This is a genomic window from Chitinophaga sp. YIM B06452 (assembly GCF_039655965.1).
Lineage (GTDB): Bacteria > Bacteroidota > Bacteroidia > Chitinophagales > Chitinophagaceae > Chitinophaga.
The window spans coordinates 865,184-888,656 of record NZ_JAWLKY010000002.1 but is presented as its reverse complement, the minus strand read 5'-3'; the positions used below and the strand labels follow the sequence as shown (position 1 = coordinate 888,656).

Here is a 23,473-nt window from a genome sequence, read left to right as displayed (position 1 = left end):
AAGATATTACTTCTTTTTCTTTTTGTTGAAATATTGCACTGCTTTTCCCGCCATTAGTCCGCCGATGATGTACAAAGCCAGTGTGATGGCCCGTTTCCGCCATACTGCCATTGGGTTTGCGGGGTCTTCCTCAGTCGCGTCCTGCATGAATGCGGCGGCGCCGCCGGCCAGTGCGCCCAGCAATCCGCCGCGCAGCACGGCGTTCTTCTTTTTGCCGATGCCCGCCAGGCCCATATAACCGGCCATGCCCAGCAGTTCGCCGGCTACCTTCACGTACATTTTCACCGCGCCGAAACCTTTTTTACGGATGCCTTTTTTAATATCCCGGATAATACCCTTTTTGTGGAGCAAATGGGTACGCGGCGCATCTGTATCTATCTGGTCGATGGTTTCCTGGAGCAAAGTGAGCGTGGCCGCGCCTGTGAGGCCGCTTTCCAGTATCTTGGCTAGTTTCATGTCCAATGAATTTATAAAAGCCGGCGCCACATCTATTGCTGTTGGCGGGCTTTTTTTATTTCGTTATAAAAAGCGCCCTGTGAAGGGCGCTTTGGGTTTGCGATGTTTATAAGGGAGGGCTATCGCCCCGTCCTTTTTACAGTTTTGCCTGCGGCGGCTTTACCAGCGGAGGTTTGGCGGGCAGGTTTCTTGTTCTTCCTGGGTACTACGATCTTCTGCGTATCATCTGCCGTTACTTCGCGGGTGATACTCCTGCTGTAATCGTTCCCAAGGTTAGGCCCGCCTTGTTCCAGGCCGCTGCTGCCGATAGTTCTTCTTGCCATGGCACAATCATTTAGGTGAGCAATAGGTTTCCTGGGATATGGGCTCACAAATTGTGCCACGGGCAATGCTGTTGGGATAGTTTTGCGCCCATTTTCATTCCTGGCGGTCTCTTTCCCTTTGTATCATGATTATTTCATTTATGAAAGCTTTTTCTTTCGCTATATTTCATATCGTGTTTTGAATAATTATTTTTATTTTAATTTTGTTTAATTTCGTTTTTTCTCTACTTTAGCATTGTCCCTTGGCGAAATGGAAGCCGATGAAGATGAGTTCCACGAACAACCAGCCCTAAAACAGGGTGTAATGCATCATTAGAAAGGATTTCCAGGTGTTCCCCGGTAAATGAGACAGGGAGGTTTTAAAATTTCACGTATGTAGCCTGGCTGCGCTGCCAGCCGCAGCCGCCTTTAATTCTGTATCAGCAAATCAGCTCCTTTTAAAGTAACGGACCAAAATCGGTAACGCTATGAATGTAATACGCCGCTTTGCCTTAAATAGGCCACAGGAGCCGGATTCCTGTTCCTTTCTTCCATTTTCCCGCACCCCTGCGGAGTTGCCCGGACTTAATAATCACTTAACATTGACTTTAAAACGGGGCATATACCTTTGCGCCTTGAACAGTAACTGAAATCTGAAAACGTTTTTTAAAGCTGAGCAGTCGTAGAGGTCTTTTCTATCTGTTATAACGGGGTTATAATTACTTACAAAACTTTGTTGAATGAAACATTTTTTCCTACTTATCTCCGGCCTGCAATTGTTTGCCAGTAGCATTGCATTTGGTAAGGCTGACATCCATCCTGGCGCTTCATTTCCGGAAGCCAAAACAACGGAATATGCGGCCCCCGCCGCTTACCGGGCAGACTCCAACATTGTACTGACCGGCAGGGTGACAGACGAAAAAGGAGAAGCACTGGTAGGGGTGAACATCAAAACAAAAACCGGCAACAAAGGCACAGTAACCAACCCGGACGGTACTTACACCCTGGCGCTTTCCGGTTCCAACACGCTCGTATTTTCTTTTATCGGCTTCCTTCCCCGTGAGTTTTCCGTCAACAAAACCAGCCGCCTGGACGTGCAGCTGCTGCCCGATCCCAAAAGCCTTGACGAGGTGATCGTAACCTCCCTCGGCATCAAACGCGAAGAAAAGGCGCTGGGTTATTCAGCCACCGTCGTAAAAAATGAGCAGCTCACCGACGCGATCTCCAACAACTGGACGGACGCGCTTTCCGGTAAAGTAGCAGGCCTCAACCTGATCCGCTCCGGCAGCGGCCCCACCGGTTCCAACAGGATCGTGCTGCGCGGCGAAAGCAACCTGACCGGTACCACCGAAGCTTTGGTGGTAGTAGACGGCGTGGTGATCAACAACTCCAGCGGCGCCCGTACCGCGGTAGCCGGCGAAACCGTATACGGTACCGGCAGCGACAATATGCCGGCCGACTACGGCAGCGGCCTGAACGACATCAACCCCGAAGATATTGAGACCATCACCGTGCTGAAAGGTCCCGGTGCCGCCGCATTATATGGCCAGCGCGGCGCGGGCGGCGCATTGATCATCACCACCAAATCAGGCAGCAGCAAAAAGAAAGGCCTGGGTGTAACAATCAATTCCAACGCCAGCCGCGAATACGTGAACCGCTGGCCCGACCTGCAGTTCGAATACGGCCAGGGCCTCGACGGTATGGCATATTATTCCTACGGCACTACAGCAGACGGCGCCAGCACCAGCGGCACCAGCTCCGCTTACGGCCCCCGCTTCGACGGCCAGCGCTTTTTCCAGTACGATCCCAAATTGCAGAACACCGGCAAGGAAAGAACGCCCTGGGTGCCTTATGTGAACAAAGTGAATGAATATTTCCGCCCCGGCGAAACATATACCAACTCCATCAGCGTTGATGGCGGTACGGACAAAACTTCCGCCCGCTTCTCCGTTACCAATGTGAGCAACAGCTGGATCATGCCCAACACGGGTTATGGCCGCAATACCGTAGCACTGTCCGTAAACTCAAAAGTGAACGACAAGCTGCAGATCACCGCCAAGGTGAACTATACCAACAAGTCCAGCGACAACCTGCCCGGCGCAGGTTATGGCAACCAGTCCGTAATGTACTGGTACATTTTCTGGCAGCCCAATGCAGACCTGGACTGGCTGCGCGACTACTGGCAGACGGGCGAGGAAGGCAGAAGGATCAAATTCCCGTACAGCTCATTCCCTGAGAACCCTTATGCCGTGGCTTATGAATTCATCAACGAATCCAACCGCCATAGCGTGACCGGCAACGTATCAGCTACTTATAATTTCACCAAGGAGCTGAACCTGATGGTAAGGACCTCCGTGGACCTCGGTTACGAGCAACGCGCCCAGAAACGCCCGTACGATGCGGGTTCCAAGCTCACCAAAGGCAGCTACCGCGCGCAGAACATCTTCGGGATGGAATCCAGCACCGACTTCCTGCTGCGTTATGGCAAAAAGATCGGCAGCGATTTCGATATCTCCGGTACAATAGGCGGAAGCATACTCAGGAACAATTATAACAAAGACGAAACACGCGCGGATTCGCTTACCCAGCCGGGCATTTACACCTTCGCGAATGCCGCAGGCCCGCTGGTGACCATGCCTAACAAAAGCAAATACAGCATCAACAGCTGGTACGGTATGCTGGCTTTCGGATATAAAGATTACCTGTTCGTAGACTTCACCGGCCGCCAGGACTATACCAGCACGCTGGCCACCCCGCTCCGTTCAGACGATGCCGGTTTCCTCTATGGTTCTGCCAACGCCAGCTTTGTGCTGTCTGAGGTAACGAAACTTCCGTCAATCTTTGACTATGCGAAACTGAGATTCTCCGCAGCCAGCGTAGGTAGCGGCGGTACAGTCGCTTACCTCACCGCGTATAACTATACACCGGCGGGCAGCCTTTACAATGGAGGCCTGGAGAACCCTGCCCTGCTGGCTAATCCTGACCTGAAACCGCTCAGGACCAACTCTTACGAAGTAGGCGCGGCAGCGAAAATGTTCAAGAACCGTTTTGGCTTTGATGTGGCGGCATATATCGGCAACACCAAAGACCAGCACCTTAAACGTATTGTAGACAGGGCTTCCGGCTTCAGCCAGATACTCATCAACGCAGGCGAGGTAAGCAACAGGGGTATTGAAGTAGCGCTGAACGGCACACCCGTTTCTTCCCGCAGCGGTTTTAAATGGAACACTACGGTAACATTCTCTGCCAATAAGAACAGGGTTGAAGAACTGCTGGACAGCTCCGTGGTGATAAGGACAGGACCTGTAGGCGGTGGCCAGATCGTTGCCAACGTAGGCGGCAGCATGGGCGACCTTTATGGAAGAGGCTATGTACGCGCCCCTGACGGACAGGTTGTGTACGATCCGCAAACCGGTTTCGCGCTGATCTCCCAGGATGTGAAGTACCTCGGCAATACCATTCCAAAATGGAAGCTGGGCTTTACCAATGAATTCGAATACAAACAATTCCGCCTGAGCATACAGTTCGACGGGCAATACGGCGCCGTAGCCCACTCGCTGATGCATTATAAGATGGCAGAACAGGGCAAGCTCACCAAAACGCTGCCCGGCCGCTACAACGGCATTATCGGCAACGGCGTGGTAATGGGCTCCGACGGTAAATACAGGACCAATGACGTGATCGCTAAAGACATCGACGAATATTACCGCTCACACTACGGTGCAGACAATGCTGAGGGCAGCACTTTCAGCACAGACTTCATCAAATTCCGCGAAGCCCGCCTCGATTATAGTCTTAAAGCACGCACGCTGAAAAGGCTGGGCCTGCAGAGGGCAACCGTAGGCATATACGGCCGTAACCTGTTCATCTGGTCAGACTGGCCGATGTTCGATCCTGAATTCGGTACGCTTGCCGGAACGGATATCGTGCAGGGCTTTGAGACCGGCCAGTTCCCGTCTACCCGCACCATTGGCTTTAACTTACTTGTTGCATTTTAATCCGAATAAAAATGAAGCGAATCATATATAAACTATCGATGGTTGCAGCGCTGATCAGCTTAATTGCTACCTCCTGCACCAAAGACTTTGAAGAAACGAATACCGACCCGAACGCCAGTCCTACCGCCTTGCCGCAGCAATTGCTGCCGCCCGCGCTGGTAAGTACCATGACCTACATGCAGCTCCGCAACCGCAACTTCAACAACGAGCTGATGCAGGTGACCGTAGAGCAGAGTGACGCCGAAGGCAAGGTGTTCAGGTACGATTTCCGTTCCAACTGGGCGGATTATCTCTACAACGGCCTGTATACCGAGCTGACCAACTTCAAGGACGTTTACAAATATGCCGGCAACGATAAGGACAGCATGACCTATAAAGCCATCTCCCACATCTGCCAGTCATGGATCTATTCCGTTCTTACAGACACTTACGGCGATATACCTTACTTCAAGTCCAACCTGGCTAAAGAAGAAGGTATCTATGAACCGGCGTTTGACAGGCAGAAAGATATTTACCTGGATATTTTCAAAAGGCTGGAAGAGGCCAATACCACTCTCACCGGCGCCATCAACCTCATTCAAACCTCCGCTGATCCCGTGTATAACGGTAATGCAGCGTTGTGGCGCAAATTCGGCAACTCGCTCTACCTGCGCCTGCTGCTGAGAGTGGCACATAAAACAGACGTGGGAGCACAGGCACAGGCCAAGATCAAAGAGATATTGGAAACAAAGACCAGCACCTATCCGCTCATTGCGAACGTGAATGAATCCACCGTGCTGAAATGGACCGGCGCAGGTCCTTACGTGTCCCCGCTGATGAGCGTGCGCGCGCAGGACTTCACCGCGCCGGGTGTTGCGAGCTTCTTTATCGATCACCTCCAGGCATGGAACGACCCCCGCATAGACATCCCGACATGGGGCGGAGGCACCGTGAACAGGTTCCGCATTGCGGCCTACCAGGGTGTTTTCGCGGGCATCCCCAGCGGCTACGCGGTAGGAGAGAACCCCATTAAGAAATCTTACTTCTATTCCACCACGGGTGCAGCCACGCTGATGAATGACCCGATGACCGGTCTGATATTCCCTTATGCGGAAATAAAATTCATCAAAGCTGAATGTATCGTGAAAGGTTATATCTCCACCGGCAGCGCCGAAACTGAATACAACAACGGCGTACTGGCCGGCATCCAGTACTGGGTACCCGCCTGGACCACCGTGCCTGTTGCCGATTATCTCATCGCAGCAGACATTCAGTGGAATGATGCCGGCACCCTCGATCAGAAAATGGAAGCGATCCACCTGCAAAAATATTACGCGCTCTTTTTAGTGGACATGCAGCAGTGGTTCGAATACCGCCGTACCGGCCACCCGGTGCTTCCCAAAGGCGCAGGCCTGCGGAACAACGGCGTGATGCCCGCAAGGATGACCTATCCTGTATACGTGCAATCCACCAATCCCACCAATTACAAGCTGGCTGTAGCAGCCCAGGGACCCGATGCGATCTCCACACAGGTATGGTGGCAGCGGCCGTAAGCGTGTATTGTTGAACTTATGCAAATGTTAAGCACTAAAAAAAGTACAATGAAAAATTCAATCATATATTCTTTCCTCTTGCTGTCACTGGCCTGCCTCTGGGGCTGCGCGGACGATAACTATCCCGGCGCGCAGATCAGCCCGTACTTTTCGATGTACGATCTCAGGAACCTGTATAAAGGCCAGGATGTTCAGCTCACCAAAGAAAAGATGTTCGGCTCCGACAAGCTGACTGGCGTGGTGGTATCAGACCACTCTGCCGGCAACCTGCCCGCCGGTATGCTCTGCATCCAGGATGCCCGCCGCATCGGCCTCCGCGGTATTTCCATCGCGCTCGGCGCCGATGCCGCCAAATACGTTCCCGGCGATTCCGTTATCGTGAAAGTAGAAGGCCATACGCTGACAAAAAAGAACGGCATCCTGCAGGTGACCGGCGTTTCCGGCAGCGATGTCGTGAAAGTGGCGTCCAACGTGCCTATTGCGGTGAACCGCGTGCCGGTGGATAAAATGATGAAGACCCCGGACAACTATGAAAGCTCGCTGGTAGTGATCGTAAAAGGCGGCTTCAACCCGCTGCCGCAGCCTGAAGACAAACTGGGCGGCGATAAGCTGCTCAACGACGGCTTCGGCAATATCACCCTGCATACGGAAACAACCAGCCCCATCGCGGACGTGACCGCGCCGGTGCTGGCCAACTTCTACGGTATTCCTTTCAACAAACAGATAAGGGAAGATTCAGTGGCCCCGCAATTCCACCTCCGCACGCCGGACGATGTGGTAGTGCTCAGCTCCGAGATCAACGTGACGCCCATCATCATCACGGGCATGGCAACAGACATCAAAGGCGGCGACGGCAACTACGAATACATCCAGTTTATGGCCACCCGCGACATTGATTTCGCCGTTACGCCTTACTCTGTAGTGACCACCAACAACGCAGGCACCTCTACGCCGACAGGCTTCCCCACCCAAGGCTGGGCCACCGGTAATATGCGTACATTTAAATTCAACCTCACCAGCGGCAAGGCCAACAAAGGGACTTACTTCTATGTAGGCGGCGCCGGAAGGCTTATTAACGGTTCCGGCTCTACGAATATTTCTTCTTCCAACTGGATCAGGTATTTCAACTACGTGAACCAGGACGGCGACGGCTTCGGGACCAAGACCGGCGGCCTGATGGCCAACAGCGGCAATGCTTCCGGCGTGGCGGTATTTGAAGGCACTAACGTAACAGTGGATTCCCGCCCGGTAGACGTGATCTTTATCGGCACCGGCGGCAGTCTTTGGACGGAAGGGCCTCCCGCAAAAGGTTATAAGATCGCCAACACCGATTATTACGATATTAAAAATCCCATCACACTGGAAAACCAGCCTTACTACCGCGCAGGCTCCAACACGCTCAGTCTTGTGTACAACACGGCAGACGTTGGCTATTGGTACATGCTGGGCGGCGAATACAACGTAGCGCTCGGCAGGTGGATGAAAGCAAGGTCGCAGAACAATTTCGAGATGACCAAACAGACCACCATCGCGGAACTGGAAGGCGAAACAGCTACCAAATTATCTGAATAAATTTTGCCGGCCTTTAGAGCAAGGGTTACTCCGCAAGGGGTAACCTTTTTTTTACCCGGCCACCAGTGTAAAATTCTTTCCCCCGGAATTTTATTTTTTATACTTTGGAATCCTCATTTTAAAATTCCATCCAGATGAACAACGAATACTCGAGGAGATCGTTCCTCAAACAGGCCATGCTGGCTTCCGCAGCGGCCGCCACGCCGGGCATCCTGATGGCCGGGCAGCGAGGCCCCCGCAGGATCGGGCCCAATGACAAAGTAAACCTGGCCTGCATCGGCATCGGTAACCGCGGCGCAGAGATCACCGCAGAATTTGCCAAAACAGGTCTTGCCAATTTCGTCGCATTCTGCGATGTGGACATGGGCGCTCCCCACACCCAGAAGATACTCAAACAATTCCCCGACGTGCCGCGTTTCCAGGACTTCAGGCAGATGTTCGACAAAATGGGCAGCCAGATAGACGCGGTAACCGTCGGAGTGCCTGACTTCTCGCACTTCCCCATCACCATGATGGCCATGAGCCTCGGCAAACACGTGTATTGCGAAAAACCGATGGCCCGCACTTTCAACGAAGTGGAACTGATGATGAAAGCGGCGAAGAAATATCCCAAAGTGGTGACCCAAATGGGCAACCAGGGCCATTCCGAAGCCAACTACTTCCAGTTCAAAACATGGGTGGACGCCGGTATCATCAAAGATGTGACCCGCATAGACGCGCACATGAACTCCCCGCGCCGCTGGCATGGCTGGGACCCGAAGATATCTTCCTTCCCCGCAGCCGAATCCGTTCCATCTACGCTGGACTGGGACGTCTGGCAGATGGCCACGCAGGGGCATACTTACAATAAAGATTTCGTGAACGGCCAATGGCGCTGCTGGTTCGATTTCGGCATGGGCGCTCTCGGCGACTGGGGCGCGCATATCCTGGACACCGCCCACCAATTCCTGGACCTGGGCTTGCCCTACGAAGTGGCCCCGCTGAAGCTCGAAGGGCATAACAATTTCTTTTACCCGATGAGCACCACGCTCAGCTTCAAATTCCCCGAGCGCAAAAATATGCCTGCGGTGGAAGTGAAATGGTACGACGGGCTGGATAACCTCCCGCCGATCCCCGCCGGTTACGGCGTTTCAGGCCTCGACCCGAACATCCCGCCGCCGAGCAACGGCGCCATCAAACCGGCGAAGCTCAACCCCGGCAAGATCATTTACGGCAAAGACCTGACCTTTAAAGGCGGCTCGCACGGCAGCACGCTTTCCATCATCCCCGAAGAGAAAGCAAAAGAAATGGCCGCCAAACTGCCGGAAGTACCCAAAAGCCCGTCCAACCACTTCGCCAACTTCCTGAAAGCCTGCAAAGGCGAAGAGCAGACCCGCTCTCCATTCGCTGTTGCAGGGCCTTTGAGCCAGGTGTTCTGCCTCGGCGTACTGGCGCAGTGGACCGGCGAAAAGCTCGCCTTCGACCGGCAGAAAAAAGTGATCACCAACAACAAACGCGCAAACGAACTCCTCATTGGGCCGCCCCCGCGCAAAGGATGGGAGCAGTACTACAAAGTGTAGTCTGTTGCAAACTGATATCCATGAAGAGACAGCCAATGCGGTTGTCTCTTTTTTTAATGGTACTATCAGAATTGATGGAAATGGATTTCGGCAAAAACGGTCAAAACCGGTAGATTTGAAATATGGCAGACATGAATCTACAGGCAGTGCTGGAAAATGACCTGGTAAAGCTCATTCCACTGGAAGAATCGCATTTCGAAGGCCTTTACGCGGTGGCCTCCGACCCTTTGGTATGGGAGCAGCATCCCAACCGGAACCGTTATGAACGCGAAGTATTCAAAGTATTTTTTGAAGGCGCGATGGCGTCGCGCGGCGCTTACCTTGTGCTGGACAAAAGCACCGGCGAAATAGCGGGCAGCTCGCGGTATTACGAGCTGGATGATAAGAAGAAAAGCGTTGCGGTAGGGTATACTTTCGTAGGGCGCAAATATTGGGGCAAAGGTTTTAATCCCGCCATGAAAGCGCTGATGCTGGCGCATGCGTTTAAGTATGTGGATACGGTCGTGTTTCACATTGGGGCCAGTAATTTCCGTTCACAGAAAGCGATAGAAAAACTGGGCGCGGTGAGGACGGGTGAGTTTGAAGTAGCTTATTACGGAGAACCGGTGCGGCCGAATTTTATTTACGAGATCAGGAAAGAAGGCTGGCTTGCTCCCTGATCAGCTGCAACATGGCGCGCACGCCCTGCGCCAGTAATTTTTCATTAAAGGCCGTATAACCCAGGATCAGCGCTGGTGGCTGTTTATGCCGGAGCACATAGCCCGATAACGGTACCGCATATATCCCGTGCAGCCGCAGCATGTCAGCCACTTCCTGGTCGTTCATTTCCTGCGGCAGCCAGGCCAGCAGGTGCATGCCGCCGGATTGTTTTTCTACGCGCAGCAATCCTTCTCCCAGCCGCTGGATCAATTCCAGTAATATTTCCTGCCGTTTTTTATACAATTGCCGCATCCTGCGGATGTGGATGGTGAAATGATCGCCCCGGATGAACTCGTGCAATATCAGTTGATCCGTGATGCCGTTCTGCCGGTCAGCAAACGCTTTCGCATACCCGAAGGCATCCGCCATTTCCCTGTCGGGCAAAATGATGTAGCCGATGCGGAGGCCGGGGAACAATACCTTGCTGAAAGTGCCGAGGTAGATCACCCGTTTGTGCGGGTCCAGCCCCTGCAACGCCGGTACGGGATTAGAGCCGTACTGGAATTCGCTGTCGTAGTCGTCTTCGATGATCCACATCTTTTTCCTGGCGGCCCATTCCAGCAGCTTCAGCCGTTTGGTGATGCTCAAAGTGCCGCCCACGGGGAATTGATGGGAGGGCGTGATGTAGCAGAGGGATGCATTCGGATGTTTCCTGATCGCATGATCCACATCCAGGCCATCCGGGTTCAAAGGCACGGGACAGGCTTTGCCGCCTGCATGTTCAAACACTGCGCGGGCGTTCACATAACCGGGGTCTTCGATCCAGAAGCGGTCGCCCTGCTTCAGCAGCATGGCAGCGGCAAGGTTGAGCGCCTGCTGGGTGCCGGTGGTGATCACGATCTGGTCTGCACTGCAGCGGATGGCGCGGTTCACCCGCAGGTAGTCTGCAATGGCCGTGCGCAGCGGCAGGTAACCTTTGGCATCGTGGTAGTACAGCGGTTCAAATTCCAGGTTCCTGAAGATCCGGTAAGCGCATTTGGCCCAAACGCGGTAGGGGAAATGATCCATTGCAGGCTCGGGGTTCTGGAAAGGCTTGATGGTGGCGGGCTCGCTTTCTCTCTGCATAAAGCGGTCACTCACAGGGTATTGAAACCTGACATCGTTTTGCGGCACGTTTTCTTCAGCCTGCACCTGTTCCTTCGGCAGCCGCGGGCGTGTATCCGGCAGCGTGCCTGCCACGAAGCTGCCATTGCCCGTGGCGCCGGTGATAAAACCTTCCAGTGAAAGTTGTTCATACGCCAGCAGGATAATATTGCGGCTAAGCCCCATGCTTTCCGCCAGCAGTCTGCTGGATGGCAGCCTTTGCCCGGGTTGCAGCCTGCGTTCAAGGATGGCGGTACGCAGCAGGCCGTACACCTGTTTGTATGCGGGAATTTTACTGGCCCTGTTCAGTTCCAGGCCGGGAATGCTGATCTGGTGCGATACTTTCGGCATTTGACAACAATATTGAACCGGGCCGCGAAGGCCCGGCATCCGGCAGAGATGACCGATGGCGGGCCGGCATCTTCAACCGTTGAATAAGTTTGTGTGGCAGAACCGGCCCCGGGCCTGTGTTTCCCGGAACCGGTCATCCTGCCGTGAATAAAACTGTACATGCATACAGTTAGGTTACTATTCAAAGATAGGGGTATAATGGATGGTGGAGTCATCCAAATAGCATAAAAATGGTAGGGCCATTATCAATAAACTCCCACAGTCTTGTTTGTTAATTTAGCTGTTAACAAATGATTAGCGTGGAATCATAGGCTGAATGGGCATATTTACCGATTGACCAATAACCCCGGGCCGGAAGCCCGATTTTCCTGAATTTCAATTTCGCTTATGAAACATTGTTATCTGTCCGTGCTCAGCCTTATGCTCTTACTCGCTGCAGCCTGTAAAAAAGAAACCTCCCCCGCGGATGCGCCACAGCCCGGCGCCAAAGAAGCCCTGGCGGAAGAACCTGTTACACCCATCGGCCAGGCCATTCCATTACCGCCCGGCGGGCGGCATGCAAACGCCCGCGCGGCCAACATCCCCGTGATCATGGTGCATGGCTTCGGCGGTATCAGTCCGGGTGATATGATGGACCAATACCGCTACTGGGGCGGCTGGGACAATATCCCAAAGTTCCTCACCGAAAGTGGTTACCCCGCATTTGCCGCCAAGGTAGGGCCGCTCAGCAGCAACTGGGACCGTGCGGTGGAACTGTATTATTACATCAAAGGCGGGGAGGTGGACTACGGAAAATTCCACAGCAGCAAGGCGGGCCACACACAATTGAAGGGCCGTTATTATCCCGGTATTTATCCTGAATGGGACGCCGATCATCCCGTGCACCTGCTGGGCCACAGCATGGGCGGCCTCACGGTGCGCAAGCTGGTCACCCTGCTGGAACAGGGCGATGCACAGGAACGGCAGGACCCCGGGCATGCAGCCATTTTCAACGGCGATAAGACCGGATGGGTGAAATCCGTTACCACTATCAGTACGCCGCACAATGGCGCAACGCTGGCATACATCCTCGAAGACGGCTACATCCCGTTCGTGCGCCGGCTGATCACGTCGGCTGCAGCGCTGGCGGGCATTATACCGGGTGTAGACAAGATCTATGATTTCAGTCTTGAACAATGGGGGCTTGAGCAGGAGCCTGGTGAAAGCTGGCTGGCCTATGCCCAGCGGGTGGAGCAAAGCGGCATCTGGCAAACGGATGATTATTCCGGTCATGATGTAACACCCGAAGCGGCGCTGGAGCGCCGCGCGGCGGAACCTGATTCGAAGAACGTATATTATTTTTCCATTTCAACGAAAGCCTCGCTGCGCGGGCTGATCACAGGATGGGAATATCCCCGCCTGGATATGTTCCCCCTGGTGATACCCATTGCATATCCTGTGCCTTTGCTGATGGGCCTCGGCAACTACACGCGCAATTCCGGCAATGTAGTGATAGACGCCAAATGGTGGCCCAACGATGGCGCCGCCAACGTGTACGGCATGAGCGGCCCTGAAGGCAGCATCCTCAAAGAATACGACGCCACGCAGCCCCTGGAGAAAGGCGTATGGAACCACATCGGCATATACAGCGGCTACGATCATTTCGACGTGATCGGGATAGGATACTGGCAGAGCGTGCGGCCGTTCTACACGAACATCGCGCAGCTGCTGGCGACGGTGGAATGATGGACGTTGTTATTCATAAAAGAAAAGAGCTGCTTTTAAGAAGCGGCTCTTTTTTATGCGGGTATTCTCTTTCCCTTCCCCCAAAAAAATCCGATATTCAGTAACAATACTTCTAACGATGAAATCAGGCACAGACGTTATCATCATCGGCGGAGGCCTTTCCGGTCTTGTTGCGGCCAAAGAGCTGGCGGAAAACGGCGTTAAAGTGATACTGCTGGAACAGGAAGGGGAACAAAGCCTCGGCGGGCAGGCCTTCTGGTCGCTGGGCGGGTTGTTTCTCGTGGATTCGCCTTTGCAGCGGCGGATGGGCATCAAAGACAGCCTGGAGCTGGCCATGCAGGACTGGATGGGCACCGCGGCCTTCGACCGGGAAGAGGATTATTGGCCCCGCAAATGGGCCGAAGCATATGTACATTTTGCAGCGGGTGAAAAATACAGCTGGCTGAAACAGCACGGCCTCCGGTTCTTTCCTGTAGTGGGCTGGGCTGAACGCGGCGGATATGGGGCCATCGGGCATGGTAATTCCGTGCCGCGGTTCCATGTTACATGGGGTACTGGTCCCGGTGTGATGGAGCCCTTTGCAGCGCGTGTGAAAGCGGCGGCGGATAAAGGCATGGTGCAGTTGAAGTTCCGCCACCGCGTGACGGAACTGGTCGTGGAGAACGGCATGGTGAAAGGCGTGCGCGGCGTAGTGCTTGCACCTTCGGAAGTGAAAAGGGGAGAGCGCAGTCCTGATACCATCACCGGCGATTTTAATATTGCATCCTCCACGGTGGTGATCACTTCCGGCGGCATCGGCGCCAATCATGACCTGGTGAGGAAAAACTGGCCGGAACGGCTGGGCCCGCCGCCGCAGCATATGCTCAGCGGTGTGCCGCATTATGTAGACGGGCGCATGCTGGCCGCAGCACAGTCTTCCGGCGCCCGCATCATCAATCCCGACAGGATGTGGCATTACACGGAAGGCATCAGGAACTGGGCGCCTGTCTGGCAGAACCACGGCATCAGGATATTACCCGGCCCTTCCTCCCTCTGGCTCGACGCGAAAGGCAACCGCCTGCCCGGCCCGCTGTATCCCGGTTTCGATACACTCGGCACACTGCAGCACCTGATGCATACAGGCTACGATCATTCCTGGTTCATCCTCACGCAAAAGATCATCAAAAAAGAATTCGCATTGTCAGGCTCGGAGCAAAACCCCGACCTTACCAATAAAGAATGGAGCCAGGTGCTGAAGCGTGCGTTCGGCAAAAAGGCCACCGGTCCTGTCGAAGCGTTCAAGGAAAATGGTGAGGATTTTATCGTCGCAAACGATCTCAAAACATTGGTAACGGGCATGAATACACTGACATCGGAACCTTTGCTGGATTATGAAAAAATACTTGCACAGGTAAAAGCCCGCGACAATGAGCTGGACAATAAATTCTGCAAAGACCTGCAGATCGCCGCCATCCGCAACGCCCGCAATTACCTCGGCGACAGGCTGATCAGGACTGCGCCGCTGCATAAATTCCTGGACCCAGCCGCCGGCCCGCTGATCGCGGTGAAGCTGCATATCATCACCCGGAAAACGCTGGGCGGGCTGGAAACGAACCTCAGCGGGCAGGTGCTGGGTAACGACGGCAAAACGATCGGGGGATTGTATGCGGCAGGAGAGGCGGCTGGTTTCGGCGGCGGCGGCATGCACGGCTACCGCGCGCTGGAAGGCACTTTCCTGGGAGGCTGCATTTTTTCCGGGAGAGCGGCGGCGAGGGGAATATTGGGTATTCAAAAAGCAACACAATGACACAGGAAGAACAGATCATCATCAACAACCTATTCGAATTCTGGACGTACATCGGCGGGCAGACCGGCACCCTTACCGATGCCGGGCATTACCGCGTGGTAAAGCCTGAAGCTTCCGACTGGCCCGGGCGTGTGTTCAATATAAATACTGCCGTGGCGGATAAAAAAGCATTGGCAGACGAAATCACCGCGGAAATCATCCAACAAAAATTTCCCAACAATATCACGTTCACCGGCTCCGATGCGGTGCTTTTTGAAGAGCATCTCGATGGATTTGCACCGAGGATCCGCCAGAAAGGAATGCTGATCCGGCTTCCGGGATACAACAAAGTACAAGAATCCTCTGGCCTCAAGATCGCGCCTGCACAGGACGCGGCAGTATTTGCAGCAGTGGCCTCGCAGTCCTTCAAATACCTTGTAGACCCGCGCATGGTTGAAGGATGTATGAAAGATGAGCGTAAGGTGAAGCTATTCACCGGAACGGAAAATGGCACGCCCTGCAGTTGCGGGATGATATTTTATGACAGCGCCGGCATCGCCGGGCTGCATATGATCGGTACTATACCTTCCCATGGCGGCAAGGGTATTGCTACGGCCATGACGGTGCGTTTGCTGGAAGAATGCATCAGCAGCGGGAAGACCGTCTGCGTATTGCACGCATCCAAAGCAGGAGAGAAGATATACGACCGGCTTGGTTTTACAGGAGCAAGCGAAGTGATCACTTATTCCAGGATGTGATAAATAATAAATCCTTAATACAGGATGCATGCATTTTCCGGGTAACATGAGCATCTTTACTGCTTCAATAATACCCGGTAATGAAAAGGAGACAATTTTTACAACAATCTTCATTTGCGGCATTAGCCTCTTCCATATTTGCGCCGGCGGAACTGCTCGCTTCCGGCAAAGACAACAAAGAACAGAAATGGGACGGCACCACCGCCCGCAACATCATTTTCCTGGTAAGCGACGGCATGAGCATCGGCACACTGTCTATGGCCAACATGCTCCTGCGCCGGAAAGAAGGCCGCCCGAGCAGCTGGATGGCGCTGTATGAACAGGGAAAAGCCAAACGCGGGCTGATGGATACAGCTTCCGCCGATAACCTGGTGACCGATTCCGCTGCGGGCAGCTCAGCCTGGGGCGGCGGCGTGCGGGTGCCAAACGGTATGCTGAACGTGAATGCGGATGGGTCATTCAATACGCCTATTCTTCAGAAATTCAAAGCCGCGGGCAAAGCAACCGGTTGCGTTACTTCCGTGCCCATTACCCACGCCACGCCCGCCGGTTTTTGTGTGAACAATTCCAGCAGGAACTCCCAGCCGGAAACCGCAGAACAATATCTCGGCCTCCGTTTTGATGTGATGATGGGCGGCGGGACGGAATATTTCAGCGGCGCAACCCGTAAAGACAAACAGGACCTTTTCGCCAAATACGCCCAGGCAGGCTTCGCCGTGGCGCGCAGCAAGCAGGAAATGCTGAACGCTGCCGCCAACCAGCCGCTGATGGCCGTATTCCATGAAGACGCCATTCCTTACAGCATCGATCATGCAAACGATAAAGAGCTGCTGGCCAACATTCCCACCCTCGCGGAAATGACTAAAACCGCCATCGAACGCCTCAACAAAAACAAAAAAGGTTTCGTGCTGCAGGTGGAAGGCGGAAAAGTGGACTGGGGCGCGCATTCCAACGACCTCGGGGCCCTGATCTACGACCAGGCCGCATTTGATGAGGCCATACAGGTAGCGGTAGACTTTGCGGAGAAAGACAGGAACACGCTCATTATCATCACCACCGATCATGGCAACGCCAACCCCGGCATTTTCGGCGGCAGCAAGGAAAATAAAAAGTTCGACAGCATCCAGCATTTCAAACATTCCAACGAGTGGATACTGAAAGGCATCACAAAAGATAACACCGCGGCCCAGGTGAGGGAACGGGTTGAAGCCGCGCTGGGCATTGCGATCAAACCTGAAGAAGCGCATGCGCTGCTGGGCCACTACGTGCACCCTGACGGTGAAGGGCTTTACAATAAAGCAAAGCTGCCGTTCAAAGAGCTGGGCGAGTTGCTGAGCGGCTACACCACGGTACACTGGGCGTCTATGGATCACTCCTCCGATCATGTGGAACTGACCATGCTGGGCCCTGGCAGCCAGATGCTGAAACCTTTCATGTTAAATACAGAACTGCATAACCTGATGCTGGAAGCTACCGGCGTAAAAAAAGCATAGGGTAAGATATTTCCATCCATTGTTTTCAAAATAGTTGATCTTACCGGGAAGGGCTGGCCATGGGCCGGCCCTTTTTATGTAAATGCCGGTCATCGCTGTAGTAGTAATACTACACCCCGATCGTACTCATCCTATACAACAACCCTCATCCTGTCGTTATCTTAGCGGATCGGGTTACCCGGTCTATGCTAAAAAACAAGACAGCCATATCCTAACCATATTAAACCTATGATGACTTTTACCATTCTTTCGCGGCTGCGCGGTATTGCGTATTTCAGGTACTTCCCGGCGATATTTTGTTTGTTGGCTGCTTTTATTCACTCCCGCTATTTCTAAAAATCCTAAACCTTCCGAGAACCGTGAAGCAATATTACGTTACTATAAAAACAGGCAGGCGCATTGCGATGATCGTATTGCTGGCATTGATGAGCCGCCAGTTGTCAGCGCAGGAACAAAAAGCAGAGTTGCGCCTGGCAGACGAAGCATATGCCCGGCAGGAATATGCGCTGGCCGGCAGCCTTTACACCCGCGTGGTGAAGAACAAAGGCAAACGCGCGTCCACAGACCTGTTGCTGAAGCTCGCCATCTGCCACCGCGAGGTAGGCAATTTCAGCCAGTCCGCAGGCTGGTACGCAGCAGTGATCCAGCGGCCGGACCATCCCCAGGGCGCCTATTTCGCCTATGGCGAAGTGCTGCGCAACATGGAGCAGTACGATTCCGCGAGAGCGCAATATAATCTTTTTGAAACGGCACAGGCGGACAGCATCCAGTTGAAAACCGCTGCCCTGCAGGGTTGCGGCGATGCCCTGAAATGGCGTGAACGCAAAGTGAACCCGGGCAACCTCAAAGGATTAAAGGAACTGAACACGCCCAATTCAGAGTGGATCAGCGGCGCAGTGCGCCAGGGCCTGCTGATCGTAAGCAACGGCTACCGGAGAATGATGCTGAACGATGGCGCCGAGAATAATCCCGCTTCAGACAAAAGAACTTTTCAACCGTTTTACAAAGCATATGTCTACCAGCAATATCCCGGCGGCAATGCCGCGATGTACCTGGAAGAGATGCTCCCCAGGGTGCTGGGCAAATATGATTATCATATCGGCCCCGCCTGCTTCAGCGCGAAGGAGGATACCGTATATGTGACCGTAAATGAACAGGAAAAACCAGTGGTGACGCAGAAACACGGCACGAACAACGGGAGGCGGCGCCTGGTGCTATATTATTCCGTAAAGAAAGATAATGTTTGGTCTTCCCCCGAATTATTGACCAGTCTGAACCTGGACGGGTCCTCTTCCAGTCATCCTGTGCTGAACAGCACCGGCGACTTGCTTTACTTTGTATCTGACAGGCCGGGAGGATATGGGCAAACAGATATCTGGTACAGTGAAAAACAGGCTGACAGCAGCTGGGGCAAGCCAGTGAACTGCGGCCCCCGGGTAAATACCGTAGCCTCCGAAACCTTTCCCACCTTTAATGAAGAAGGTACCCTGTACTTTTCCAGCAAAGGCCATCCCGGCATGGGCGGTTACGACATTTTCCGGGCAAACGGCAGCAAAGCCGAATGGGAAGCGCCTTTCAACCTGCAGGTCCCTTTCAACTCCGGCGCAGATGACATGGGCTTTATCCTGAAAGTGAATGGCTACGAAGGATATTTTTCTTCCAACCGCAACGGCGGCCTTGGTTCCGACGATGTGTACCACTTCCTGGACCCCGCTATCACCAGCTGGCTCAACAATGGCGGCACAACGCCCGTTGCCGGCAAACCGCAGGATGGCAAAGACTCTACGGGCATTATCGGCAAACCTGCCGGGCCTTCAACAGGAGGCCATACTGCCGGCGTAACACCTGTCAAAAAACCGCTGACAACTGAAGAAAAAGAACTGGTGGGCAAAATCGAAAAATTGCAATTCCTCTATAATTACAATAGCGTGGAACTATTGTCTGAGTCCCGCAAGATACTGGATTACGTGGCGGGCGCCCTGAAGCAGCACCCGGATTGGAAACTGATGGTGCTGTCGTTTACAGACAGCCGCGGCGGCGACCAGTACAATACAGACCTTTCGGCATTGCGCTGCTATGCAGTGATAGATTACCTGGCGGCAAAAGGCGTTTCACCAAAACGTCTTTACTACCGGAACATGGGCGAGCAGCACCTTGTCAACCCCTGTAAGGACGGCGTTCCCTGCAGTGAGCAACAGCAGCGGCAGAACAGGCGGTCCGAGCTGAGGGTCATCTACTAATGGCTTCGAATAATGGTTATCATAGGAAAGGGGCTGTCTGTTGAGACGGCCCTATTTCTTATTTTTGCGGGATGAAGATCTACCAGGTATCCATACAGCTGCAGGAAAGGAAACGCGGATTCCACCTGATCACCGCCGAAGTGGCGCAGGCGCTGCCGCAGCTGAGGGAGCTGAGAACGGGTATGTGCCAGGTGTTTATCCGGCATACTTCCGCTTCGCTCACGATCAACGAAAATGCAGACCCCACGGTGCGCAAGGATTTCGAGATGTATTTCAGCAAGGCCGTGCCCGAGAACGATCCGCAATATCTTCACGACGACGAAGGCCCCGACGATATGCCTGCCCACCTGAAAGCCTCGCTGCTGGGCAGCTCTGTAATGATACCCGTACGTAACGGCAGGCTGGCCCTGGGCACCTGGCAGGGTGTTTACCTCTGCGAGCACCGCAACCATGGCGGGCCCAGGGAGATCATTATTACCGCCTGGGGAGAAGGGGAGCCCGCCTGAAAGATTTATTAATTTAGCAACGGGACATTTTTTCCATTTCAACAAAACAATAATGAGCAATATCATACAAAGCCCGGTCTATCAAAGCGGCGCGGCCATTCCCTGGGAAGATGCGGCGCCGGGCATACAACGGCAAATATTCGGCTACGACAGCAGCGTGATGCTGGTGAAAGTGAAATTCGAAAAAGGGGCCGTCGGTGAAATGCACCGGCACCCGCATACGCAGGTGAGCTACGTGGAAAGCGGCAGCTTTGAGCTGACCATCGGCGGGGAAAAGAAAGTGCTGCATACCGGCGACGGGTACTTTGTGCCTTCAAATGTGCTGCACGGCTGCGTTTGCCTTGAACCGGGCGTGCTGATAGACGTATTCACTCCACACCGCGAAGATTTCCTGGCAAAAAAATAAACGTATATGCAATACCCTGAAATAGCCGCATTCATCAACGCTGTGATCGATAACGTGGAAGCGCTGATCCCTGAATACATGCAGCGGAAAGAAGACCGTGAGAAAGAAAGGGGCGGCGTGGCCGTTTGCATCCTGGACCCGGAAGGCCGCGTGTACGGTAAAATGTTCGGCACAGACAGGATCATGGCCCGCGAGCGTTACCGCGTAGCCTGGACGAAGGCCAGCCAGGCCTGGATCACCGGGCTGCCCACCGGGGAATATGAAAGGCGCGTTTTTAATAAAGAGATCGACGAAGGGCAATTCGGCATCCGCCGGCCCGACCTGGTAGGCTGGGAAGGCGGCCAGCCGCTGTACCTGCCCGACGGCACGATGATCGCCGCGGGCTTCGGCGGCTTCACCAGCGCCAGCGACCTGGAGATCGTGCAGCGGGCGCTGGCGATGGTGCGGCTGTGATATGGAAAATGAAGAAGCCTGCATCTTGCATGCATGAAACTCAACTTCCTCCTGGCCTTATGTTGCCCGGTGCTGCTGAAAGCGCAGCAGGTAAAAGATACCTCCTTTCATGCACCCGCTTTCACTCCCCAATACAAACAAGGCAGCGGCCCGCTCGTCCTCTTCGACGAAGGGCATTATAACCCGCATACTTTAAAAGGCAGGTATGCCGCATTCGGCGAAGTGCTCCGGCAGGACGGGTACCGCCTGGAAAAAAGCACCGGGGAACTTGGTCTTCCTTACCTTCAGCATGCGCAGGTCTTTGTATCCGCAAATGCCCTGTATGACCCTGCAGACTGGAATTTACCGGCCCGCTCCGCCTTTGCCGCCGGGGAGGTGAAAGCTTTGCACGAATGGGTGCAGCAGGGCGGCAGCCTGTTCCTCATCACCGATCATATGCCTTGCGCCGCTTCGGTGAACGACGTTGCCCAGTCATTCGGGTTCAATCTTATCAACGGCTTCGCGCAGAAGAAAGACCGGGGCAAAGAAATGTTCTCACGCAGCCGGAATAACCTTCACAGCAACAGCATCACCAATGGCAGGAATGAGGCCGGGCGTGTAGACAGCTTCATGATCTGGGGCGGAACGGGTTTCATAGCGCCTGCGGAAGCGGAGATCATTTCTTCGCTGGGCAGCGGGTACGAGATCTTACTACCGTCGAAGGCGGAGGAGATCACGGATACAACGCCCCGGGTATCCGGTCTTGGTTTTGTAAATGCCGCCTACCGCAGGTATGGAAAGGGAAAGGTAGTGATCTTCGGCGATGGCGCCGCTTTTACGGCACAACTGGAAGGTATTTACAACCATAAACGCGGGATGAACCACCCCGATGCAGGGCAGAACATGCAGCTGCTGCTGAATATTATGCACTGGCTGAGCGAAAAGTAAAAGGAGGGATTTTCTCCCTCCCTGTATCATTCCACTTTGTCCCACACATCCTTGTGAAAACAGGTGATTGCGGTGATCTTCCCGCCGGCGTCTTTTGTGAATGCTGCCGGGAAAAACTGGGTTGGGCTAAAGAAAACAAGCTCGCTTTCCGGCACCAGCTGCACTTCTTTCCCGTCCCAGGACTGTTTTAATACGATAGCACTATCCCGCACCAAAATAGATAAGTACAGGTTGTTATCCTGCCTGAACCTGTACCTGCCTTCAAGCGGTTTTAGCTGCGCGGCCGTTAGCGTGGCCGGCTGCCGGGGTTTGTAATCCTTTACCCTGATCCATTCGGAGCGGTTCATGATCTTCGTTTTGATCACTTCGCCGGTTCCATCTTTTATGAACGTTACGGGATATTCTTCGTCTTTGGATACGAAATCAGTATCCGATTTCCTCACCAGCTCATATTCCTGCCCGTTCCATAGCTGTTTGCCGGTGAGTATGCCGTTTTTGACGGTGAATTGCAGGTATGCTTCTTTGTTGTCTGATTTCTGAAACACGCCTTCGAAGCGGGCGAGGCCGGGCTGTTGCTGCGCGAAAGAAAAGGAGGCGGCCAGCAGCAGCATACCGGTGGCGGCTGTACGTAAAAGTTTACCGGGTGTTTTCATGTGGTAGGTTTTGGTTGTAATAAAGATGTAAAGCAGGGAATATTCCATAAACTTCATAATCCTTAACTTTAAAAAAAAAAATGGCAAGAGCATTTTTAGGCATGGGCCTGTTAGGCGCGAATTTCGTAAAGGCCATGCTGGATAAAGGAGAGAAAGTAAGGGTATGGAACCGCAACCCCGAAAGGGCGAAAGCGCTGGAAGCTTCCGGCGCGGAGGTATTTGCATCAGCGGCGGATGCTGTGAAGGGCGCGGATTACGTGCACCTCACGGTAAAGGATGATGCCGCCGTGAATGAAGTACTGGCCGCTGCCGCGCCTGGCCTGAAACCCGGCGCGGTCATCATAGACCATACTACCACAACGGTGGAAGGCGCGAAGCAGCGCACGGAAGCGTGGAAAGACAAAGGCTTCGCTTACCTGCACGCACCGGTATTCATGGGCCCGGCCAACGCCCGCGAAGGTAGCGGCTATATGCTCGTTTCCGGCGACCAGGCCCTGGTAGAAAAAGTACAATCCCTGCTGGATAAAATGACCGGCAAGGTGATCAACCTGGGGCCGGAAGAAGGCAAGGCCGCCGGAATGAAACTGATCGGCAACAGCTTCCTGGTGGCGTTCGTAGCGGGTTTGTCAGACACATTGGCTCTCGGCAAGGCGCTGAACATCTCGGCAGAGGACGTTGGTTCCCTCTTCGACATCTGGAACCCCGCGCAAATGCTGCCTGCCCGCCTGCAGCGCTTAAGCAGCGGCGACTATAGCAAAGCCTCCTGGGAGCTGAACATGGCCCGGAAAGACACGCAGATATTCATCAACACCGTGAACGAACACAACGGCTCACTTACCGTGCTGCCCGCTATCGCCGCCACTATGGACAAATGGATCGAAAAAGGCTTCGGTACCAGCGACTGGACGGTGATCGCGAAGGATGCGGTGTAATAAAAAAAATAAGGGCTGCCCGCAAGAGCAGCCTTGTTTCATATACGTGGAAATTACCGGCGG

The 23,473-nt window shown here is 53.8% G+C and carries 19 protein-coding genes; 15 read left to right on the top strand and 4 right to left on the bottom strand.

The genetic code is table 11. The annotated features are described in order from the left end of the window. Positions 1-6 precede the first annotated feature (6 nt). Complete coding sequence (locus R3I13_RS13320; protein ID WP_346318453.1) at positions 7-456, bottom strand: hypothetical protein; 450 nt, start codon at positions 454-456, stop codon at positions 7-9. 119 nt (positions 457-575) lie between these two features. Continuing rightward, positions 576-779, bottom strand: a complete 204-nt coding sequence (locus tag R3I13_RS13315; protein WP_346318452.1) for a hypothetical protein — start codon at positions 777-779, stop codon at positions 576-578. Between the two features lie 719 nt (positions 780-1,498). Between R3I13_RS13315 and R3I13_RS13310 the strand changes: the two genes are divergently transcribed. The 5 genes from R3I13_RS13310 (at position 1,499) to R3I13_RS13290 (ending at position 10,078) form a co-directional block, all read left to right on the top strand. Continuing rightward, positions 1,499-4,756: a SusC/RagA family TonB-linked outer membrane protein gene (locus R3I13_RS13310; protein ID WP_346318451.1), complete on the top strand. Its 3,258-nt coding sequence runs from the start codon at positions 1,499-1,501 to the stop codon at positions 4,754-4,756. An 11-nt stretch (positions 4,757-4,767) separates the two neighbouring features. Further along, entirely contained in the window at positions 4,768-6,288 is a 1,521-nt protein-coding gene (locus tag R3I13_RS13305) for a SusD/RagB family nutrient-binding outer membrane lipoprotein (protein ID WP_346318450.1), read from the top strand. Between the two features lie 48 nt (positions 6,289-6,336). After that, on the top strand, positions 6,337-7,860 hold the full coding sequence (locus R3I13_RS13300) for a DUF5689 domain-containing protein (protein WP_346318449.1): 1,524 nt from the start codon (positions 6,337-6,339) through the stop codon (positions 7,858-7,860). Between the two features lie 134 nt (positions 7,861-7,994). Beyond that, entirely contained in the window at positions 7,995-9,419 is a 1,425-nt protein-coding gene (locus R3I13_RS13295; protein ID WP_346318448.1) for a Gfo/Idh/MocA family oxidoreductase, read from the top strand. A 131-nt stretch (positions 9,420-9,550) separates the two neighbouring features. Continuing rightward, positions 9,551-10,078: a GNAT family N-acetyltransferase gene (locus R3I13_RS13290; RefSeq protein WP_346318447.1), complete on the top strand. Its 528-nt coding sequence runs from the start codon at positions 9,551-9,553 to the stop codon at positions 10,076-10,078. On the opposite strand, the gene R3I13_RS13285 is transcribed toward R3I13_RS13290, so the two are convergent. Then, positions 10,050-11,552 (bottom strand): PLP-dependent aminotransferase family protein, encoded by a 1,503-nt coding sequence (locus R3I13_RS13285; RefSeq protein ID WP_346318446.1) that lies wholly within the window; start codon positions 11,550-11,552, stop codon positions 10,050-10,052. The two genes, R3I13_RS13290 and R3I13_RS13285, sit on opposite strands and share 29 nt — an antisense overlap. A gap of 387 nt (positions 11,553-11,939) precedes the next feature. Here R3I13_RS13285 and R3I13_RS13280 point away from each other — a divergent pair, with 387 nt between their 5' ends. From R3I13_RS13280 to R3I13_RS13240, 9 genes are all read left to right on the top strand, one after another. Then, positions 11,940-13,277, top strand: a complete 1,338-nt coding sequence (locus tag R3I13_RS13280) for a hypothetical protein (RefSeq protein WP_346318445.1) — start codon at positions 11,940-11,942, stop codon at positions 13,275-13,277. A gap of 118 nt (positions 13,278-13,395) precedes the next feature. Continuing rightward, a complete protein-coding gene (locus tag R3I13_RS13275) occupies positions 13,396-15,063 on the top strand; it encodes an FAD-binding dehydrogenase (RefSeq protein WP_346318444.1) in 1,668 nt (555 codons plus the stop codon). After that, a complete protein-coding gene (locus tag R3I13_RS13270) occupies positions 15,060-15,800 on the top strand; it encodes a GNAT family N-acetyltransferase (protein ID WP_346318443.1) in 741 nt (246 codons plus the stop codon). Before R3I13_RS13275 ends, R3I13_RS13270 begins: the two co-directional genes overlap by 4 nt. Positions 15,801-15,880: 80 nt before the next feature. Next, positions 15,881-17,293: an alkaline phosphatase gene (locus tag R3I13_RS13265; RefSeq protein ID WP_346318442.1), complete on the top strand. Its 1,413-nt coding sequence runs from the start codon at positions 15,881-15,883 to the stop codon at positions 17,291-17,293. 359 nt (positions 17,294-17,652) lie between these two features. Next, positions 17,653-19,533, top strand: coding sequence for an OmpA family protein (locus tag R3I13_RS13260; protein WP_346318441.1), 1,881 nt, complete (start codon positions 17,653-17,655; stop codon positions 19,531-19,533). Between the two features lie 71 nt (positions 19,534-19,604). Continuing rightward, complete coding sequence (locus R3I13_RS13255) at positions 19,605-20,039, top strand: secondary thiamine-phosphate synthase enzyme YjbQ (protein ID WP_346318440.1); 435 nt, start codon at positions 19,605-19,607, stop codon at positions 20,037-20,039. A 52-nt stretch (positions 20,040-20,091) separates the two neighbouring features. Continuing rightward, entirely contained in the window at positions 20,092-20,445 is a 354-nt protein-coding gene (locus R3I13_RS13250) for a cupin domain-containing protein (RefSeq protein WP_346318439.1), read from the top strand. Positions 20,446-20,451: 6 nt separating this feature from the next. Then, positions 20,452-20,898 carry a hypothetical protein gene (locus tag R3I13_RS13245; protein WP_346318438.1) on the top strand — a complete coding sequence of 149 codons (447 nt, stop codon included), beginning with the start codon at positions 20,452-20,454 and terminating at the stop codon, positions 20,896-20,898. 33 nt (positions 20,899-20,931) lie between these two features. Continuing rightward, positions 20,932-21,825 (top strand): DUF4350 domain-containing protein, encoded by an 894-nt coding sequence (locus tag R3I13_RS13240; protein WP_346318437.1) that lies wholly within the window; start codon positions 20,932-20,934, stop codon positions 21,823-21,825. A 26-nt stretch (positions 21,826-21,851) separates the two neighbouring features. Here R3I13_RS13240 and R3I13_RS13235 read toward each other — a convergent pair whose 3' ends face one another. Beyond that, positions 21,852-22,535, bottom strand: a complete 684-nt coding sequence (locus tag R3I13_RS13235) for a hypothetical protein (RefSeq protein WP_346318436.1) — start codon at positions 22,533-22,535, stop codon at positions 21,852-21,854. A 23-nt stretch (positions 22,536-22,558) separates the two neighbouring features. Between R3I13_RS13235 and R3I13_RS13230 the strand changes: the two genes are divergently transcribed. Then, complete coding sequence (locus R3I13_RS13230; RefSeq protein WP_346318435.1) at positions 22,559-23,410, top strand: NAD(P)-dependent oxidoreductase; 852 nt, start codon at positions 22,559-22,561, stop codon at positions 23,408-23,410. Positions 23,411-23,473 lie beyond the last annotated feature (63 nt).

What these genes read in the sequence shown, in the direction of transcription:
- R3I13_RS13315 (WP_346318452.1), bottom strand. Translation starts at nt 779, where the DNA reads ATGGCAAGAAGAACTATCGGCAGCAGCGGCCTGGAACAAGGCGGGCCT.
- R3I13_RS13265 (WP_346318442.1), top strand. Translation starts at nt 15,881, where the DNA reads ATGAAAAGGAGACAATTTTTACAACAATCTTCATTTGCGGCATTAGCC.
- R3I13_RS13250 (WP_346318439.1), top strand. Translation starts at nt 20,092, where the DNA reads ATGAGCAATATCATACAAAGCCCGGTCTATCAAAGCGGCGCGGCCATT.
- R3I13_RS13280 (WP_346318445.1), top strand. Translation starts at nt 11,940, where the DNA reads ATGAAACATTGTTATCTGTCCGTGCTCAGCCTTATGCTCTTACTCGCT.
- R3I13_RS13310 (WP_346318451.1), top strand. Translation starts at nt 1,499, where the DNA reads ATGAAACATTTTTTCCTACTTATCTCCGGCCTGCAATTGTTTGCCAGT.
- R3I13_RS13275 (WP_346318444.1), top strand. Translation starts at nt 13,396, where the DNA reads ATGAAATCAGGCACAGACGTTATCATCATCGGCGGAGGCCTTTCCGGT.
- R3I13_RS13240 (WP_346318437.1), top strand. Translation starts at nt 20,932, where the DNA reads ATGAAACTCAACTTCCTCCTGGCCTTATGTTGCCCGGTGCTGCTGAAA.
- R3I13_RS13235 (WP_346318436.1), bottom strand. Translation starts at nt 22,535, where the DNA reads ATGAAGTTTATGGAATATTCCCTGCTTTACATCTTTATTACAACCAAA.
- R3I13_RS13320 (WP_346318453.1), bottom strand. Translation starts at nt 456, where the DNA reads ATGAAACTAGCCAAGATACTGGAAAGCGGCCTCACAGGCGCGGCCACG.
- R3I13_RS13230 (WP_346318435.1), top strand. Translation starts at nt 22,559, where the DNA reads ATGGCAAGAGCATTTTTAGGCATGGGCCTGTTAGGCGCGAATTTCGTA.
- R3I13_RS13305 (WP_346318450.1), top strand. Translation starts at nt 4,768, where the DNA reads ATGAAGCGAATCATATATAAACTATCGATGGTTGCAGCGCTGATCAGC.
- R3I13_RS13290 (WP_346318447.1), top strand. Translation starts at nt 9,551, where the DNA reads ATGAATCTACAGGCAGTGCTGGAAAATGACCTGGTAAAGCTCATTCCA.
- R3I13_RS13255 (WP_346318440.1), top strand. Translation starts at nt 19,605, where the DNA reads ATGAAGATCTACCAGGTATCCATACAGCTGCAGGAAAGGAAACGCGGA.
- R3I13_RS13295 (WP_346318448.1), top strand. Translation starts at nt 7,995, where the DNA reads ATGAACAACGAATACTCGAGGAGATCGTTCCTCAAACAGGCCATGCTG.
- R3I13_RS13300 (WP_346318449.1), top strand. Translation starts at nt 6,337, where the DNA reads ATGAAAAATTCAATCATATATTCTTTCCTCTTGCTGTCACTGGCCTGC.
- R3I13_RS13245 (WP_346318438.1), top strand. Translation starts at nt 20,452, where the DNA reads ATGCAATACCCTGAAATAGCCGCATTCATCAACGCTGTGATCGATAAC.
- R3I13_RS13285 (WP_346318446.1), bottom strand. Translation starts at nt 11,552, where the DNA reads ATGCCGAAAGTATCGCACCAGATCAGCATTCCCGGCCTGGAACTGAAC.
- R3I13_RS13270 (WP_346318443.1), top strand. Translation starts at nt 15,060, where the DNA reads ATGACACAGGAAGAACAGATCATCATCAACAACCTATTCGAATTCTGG.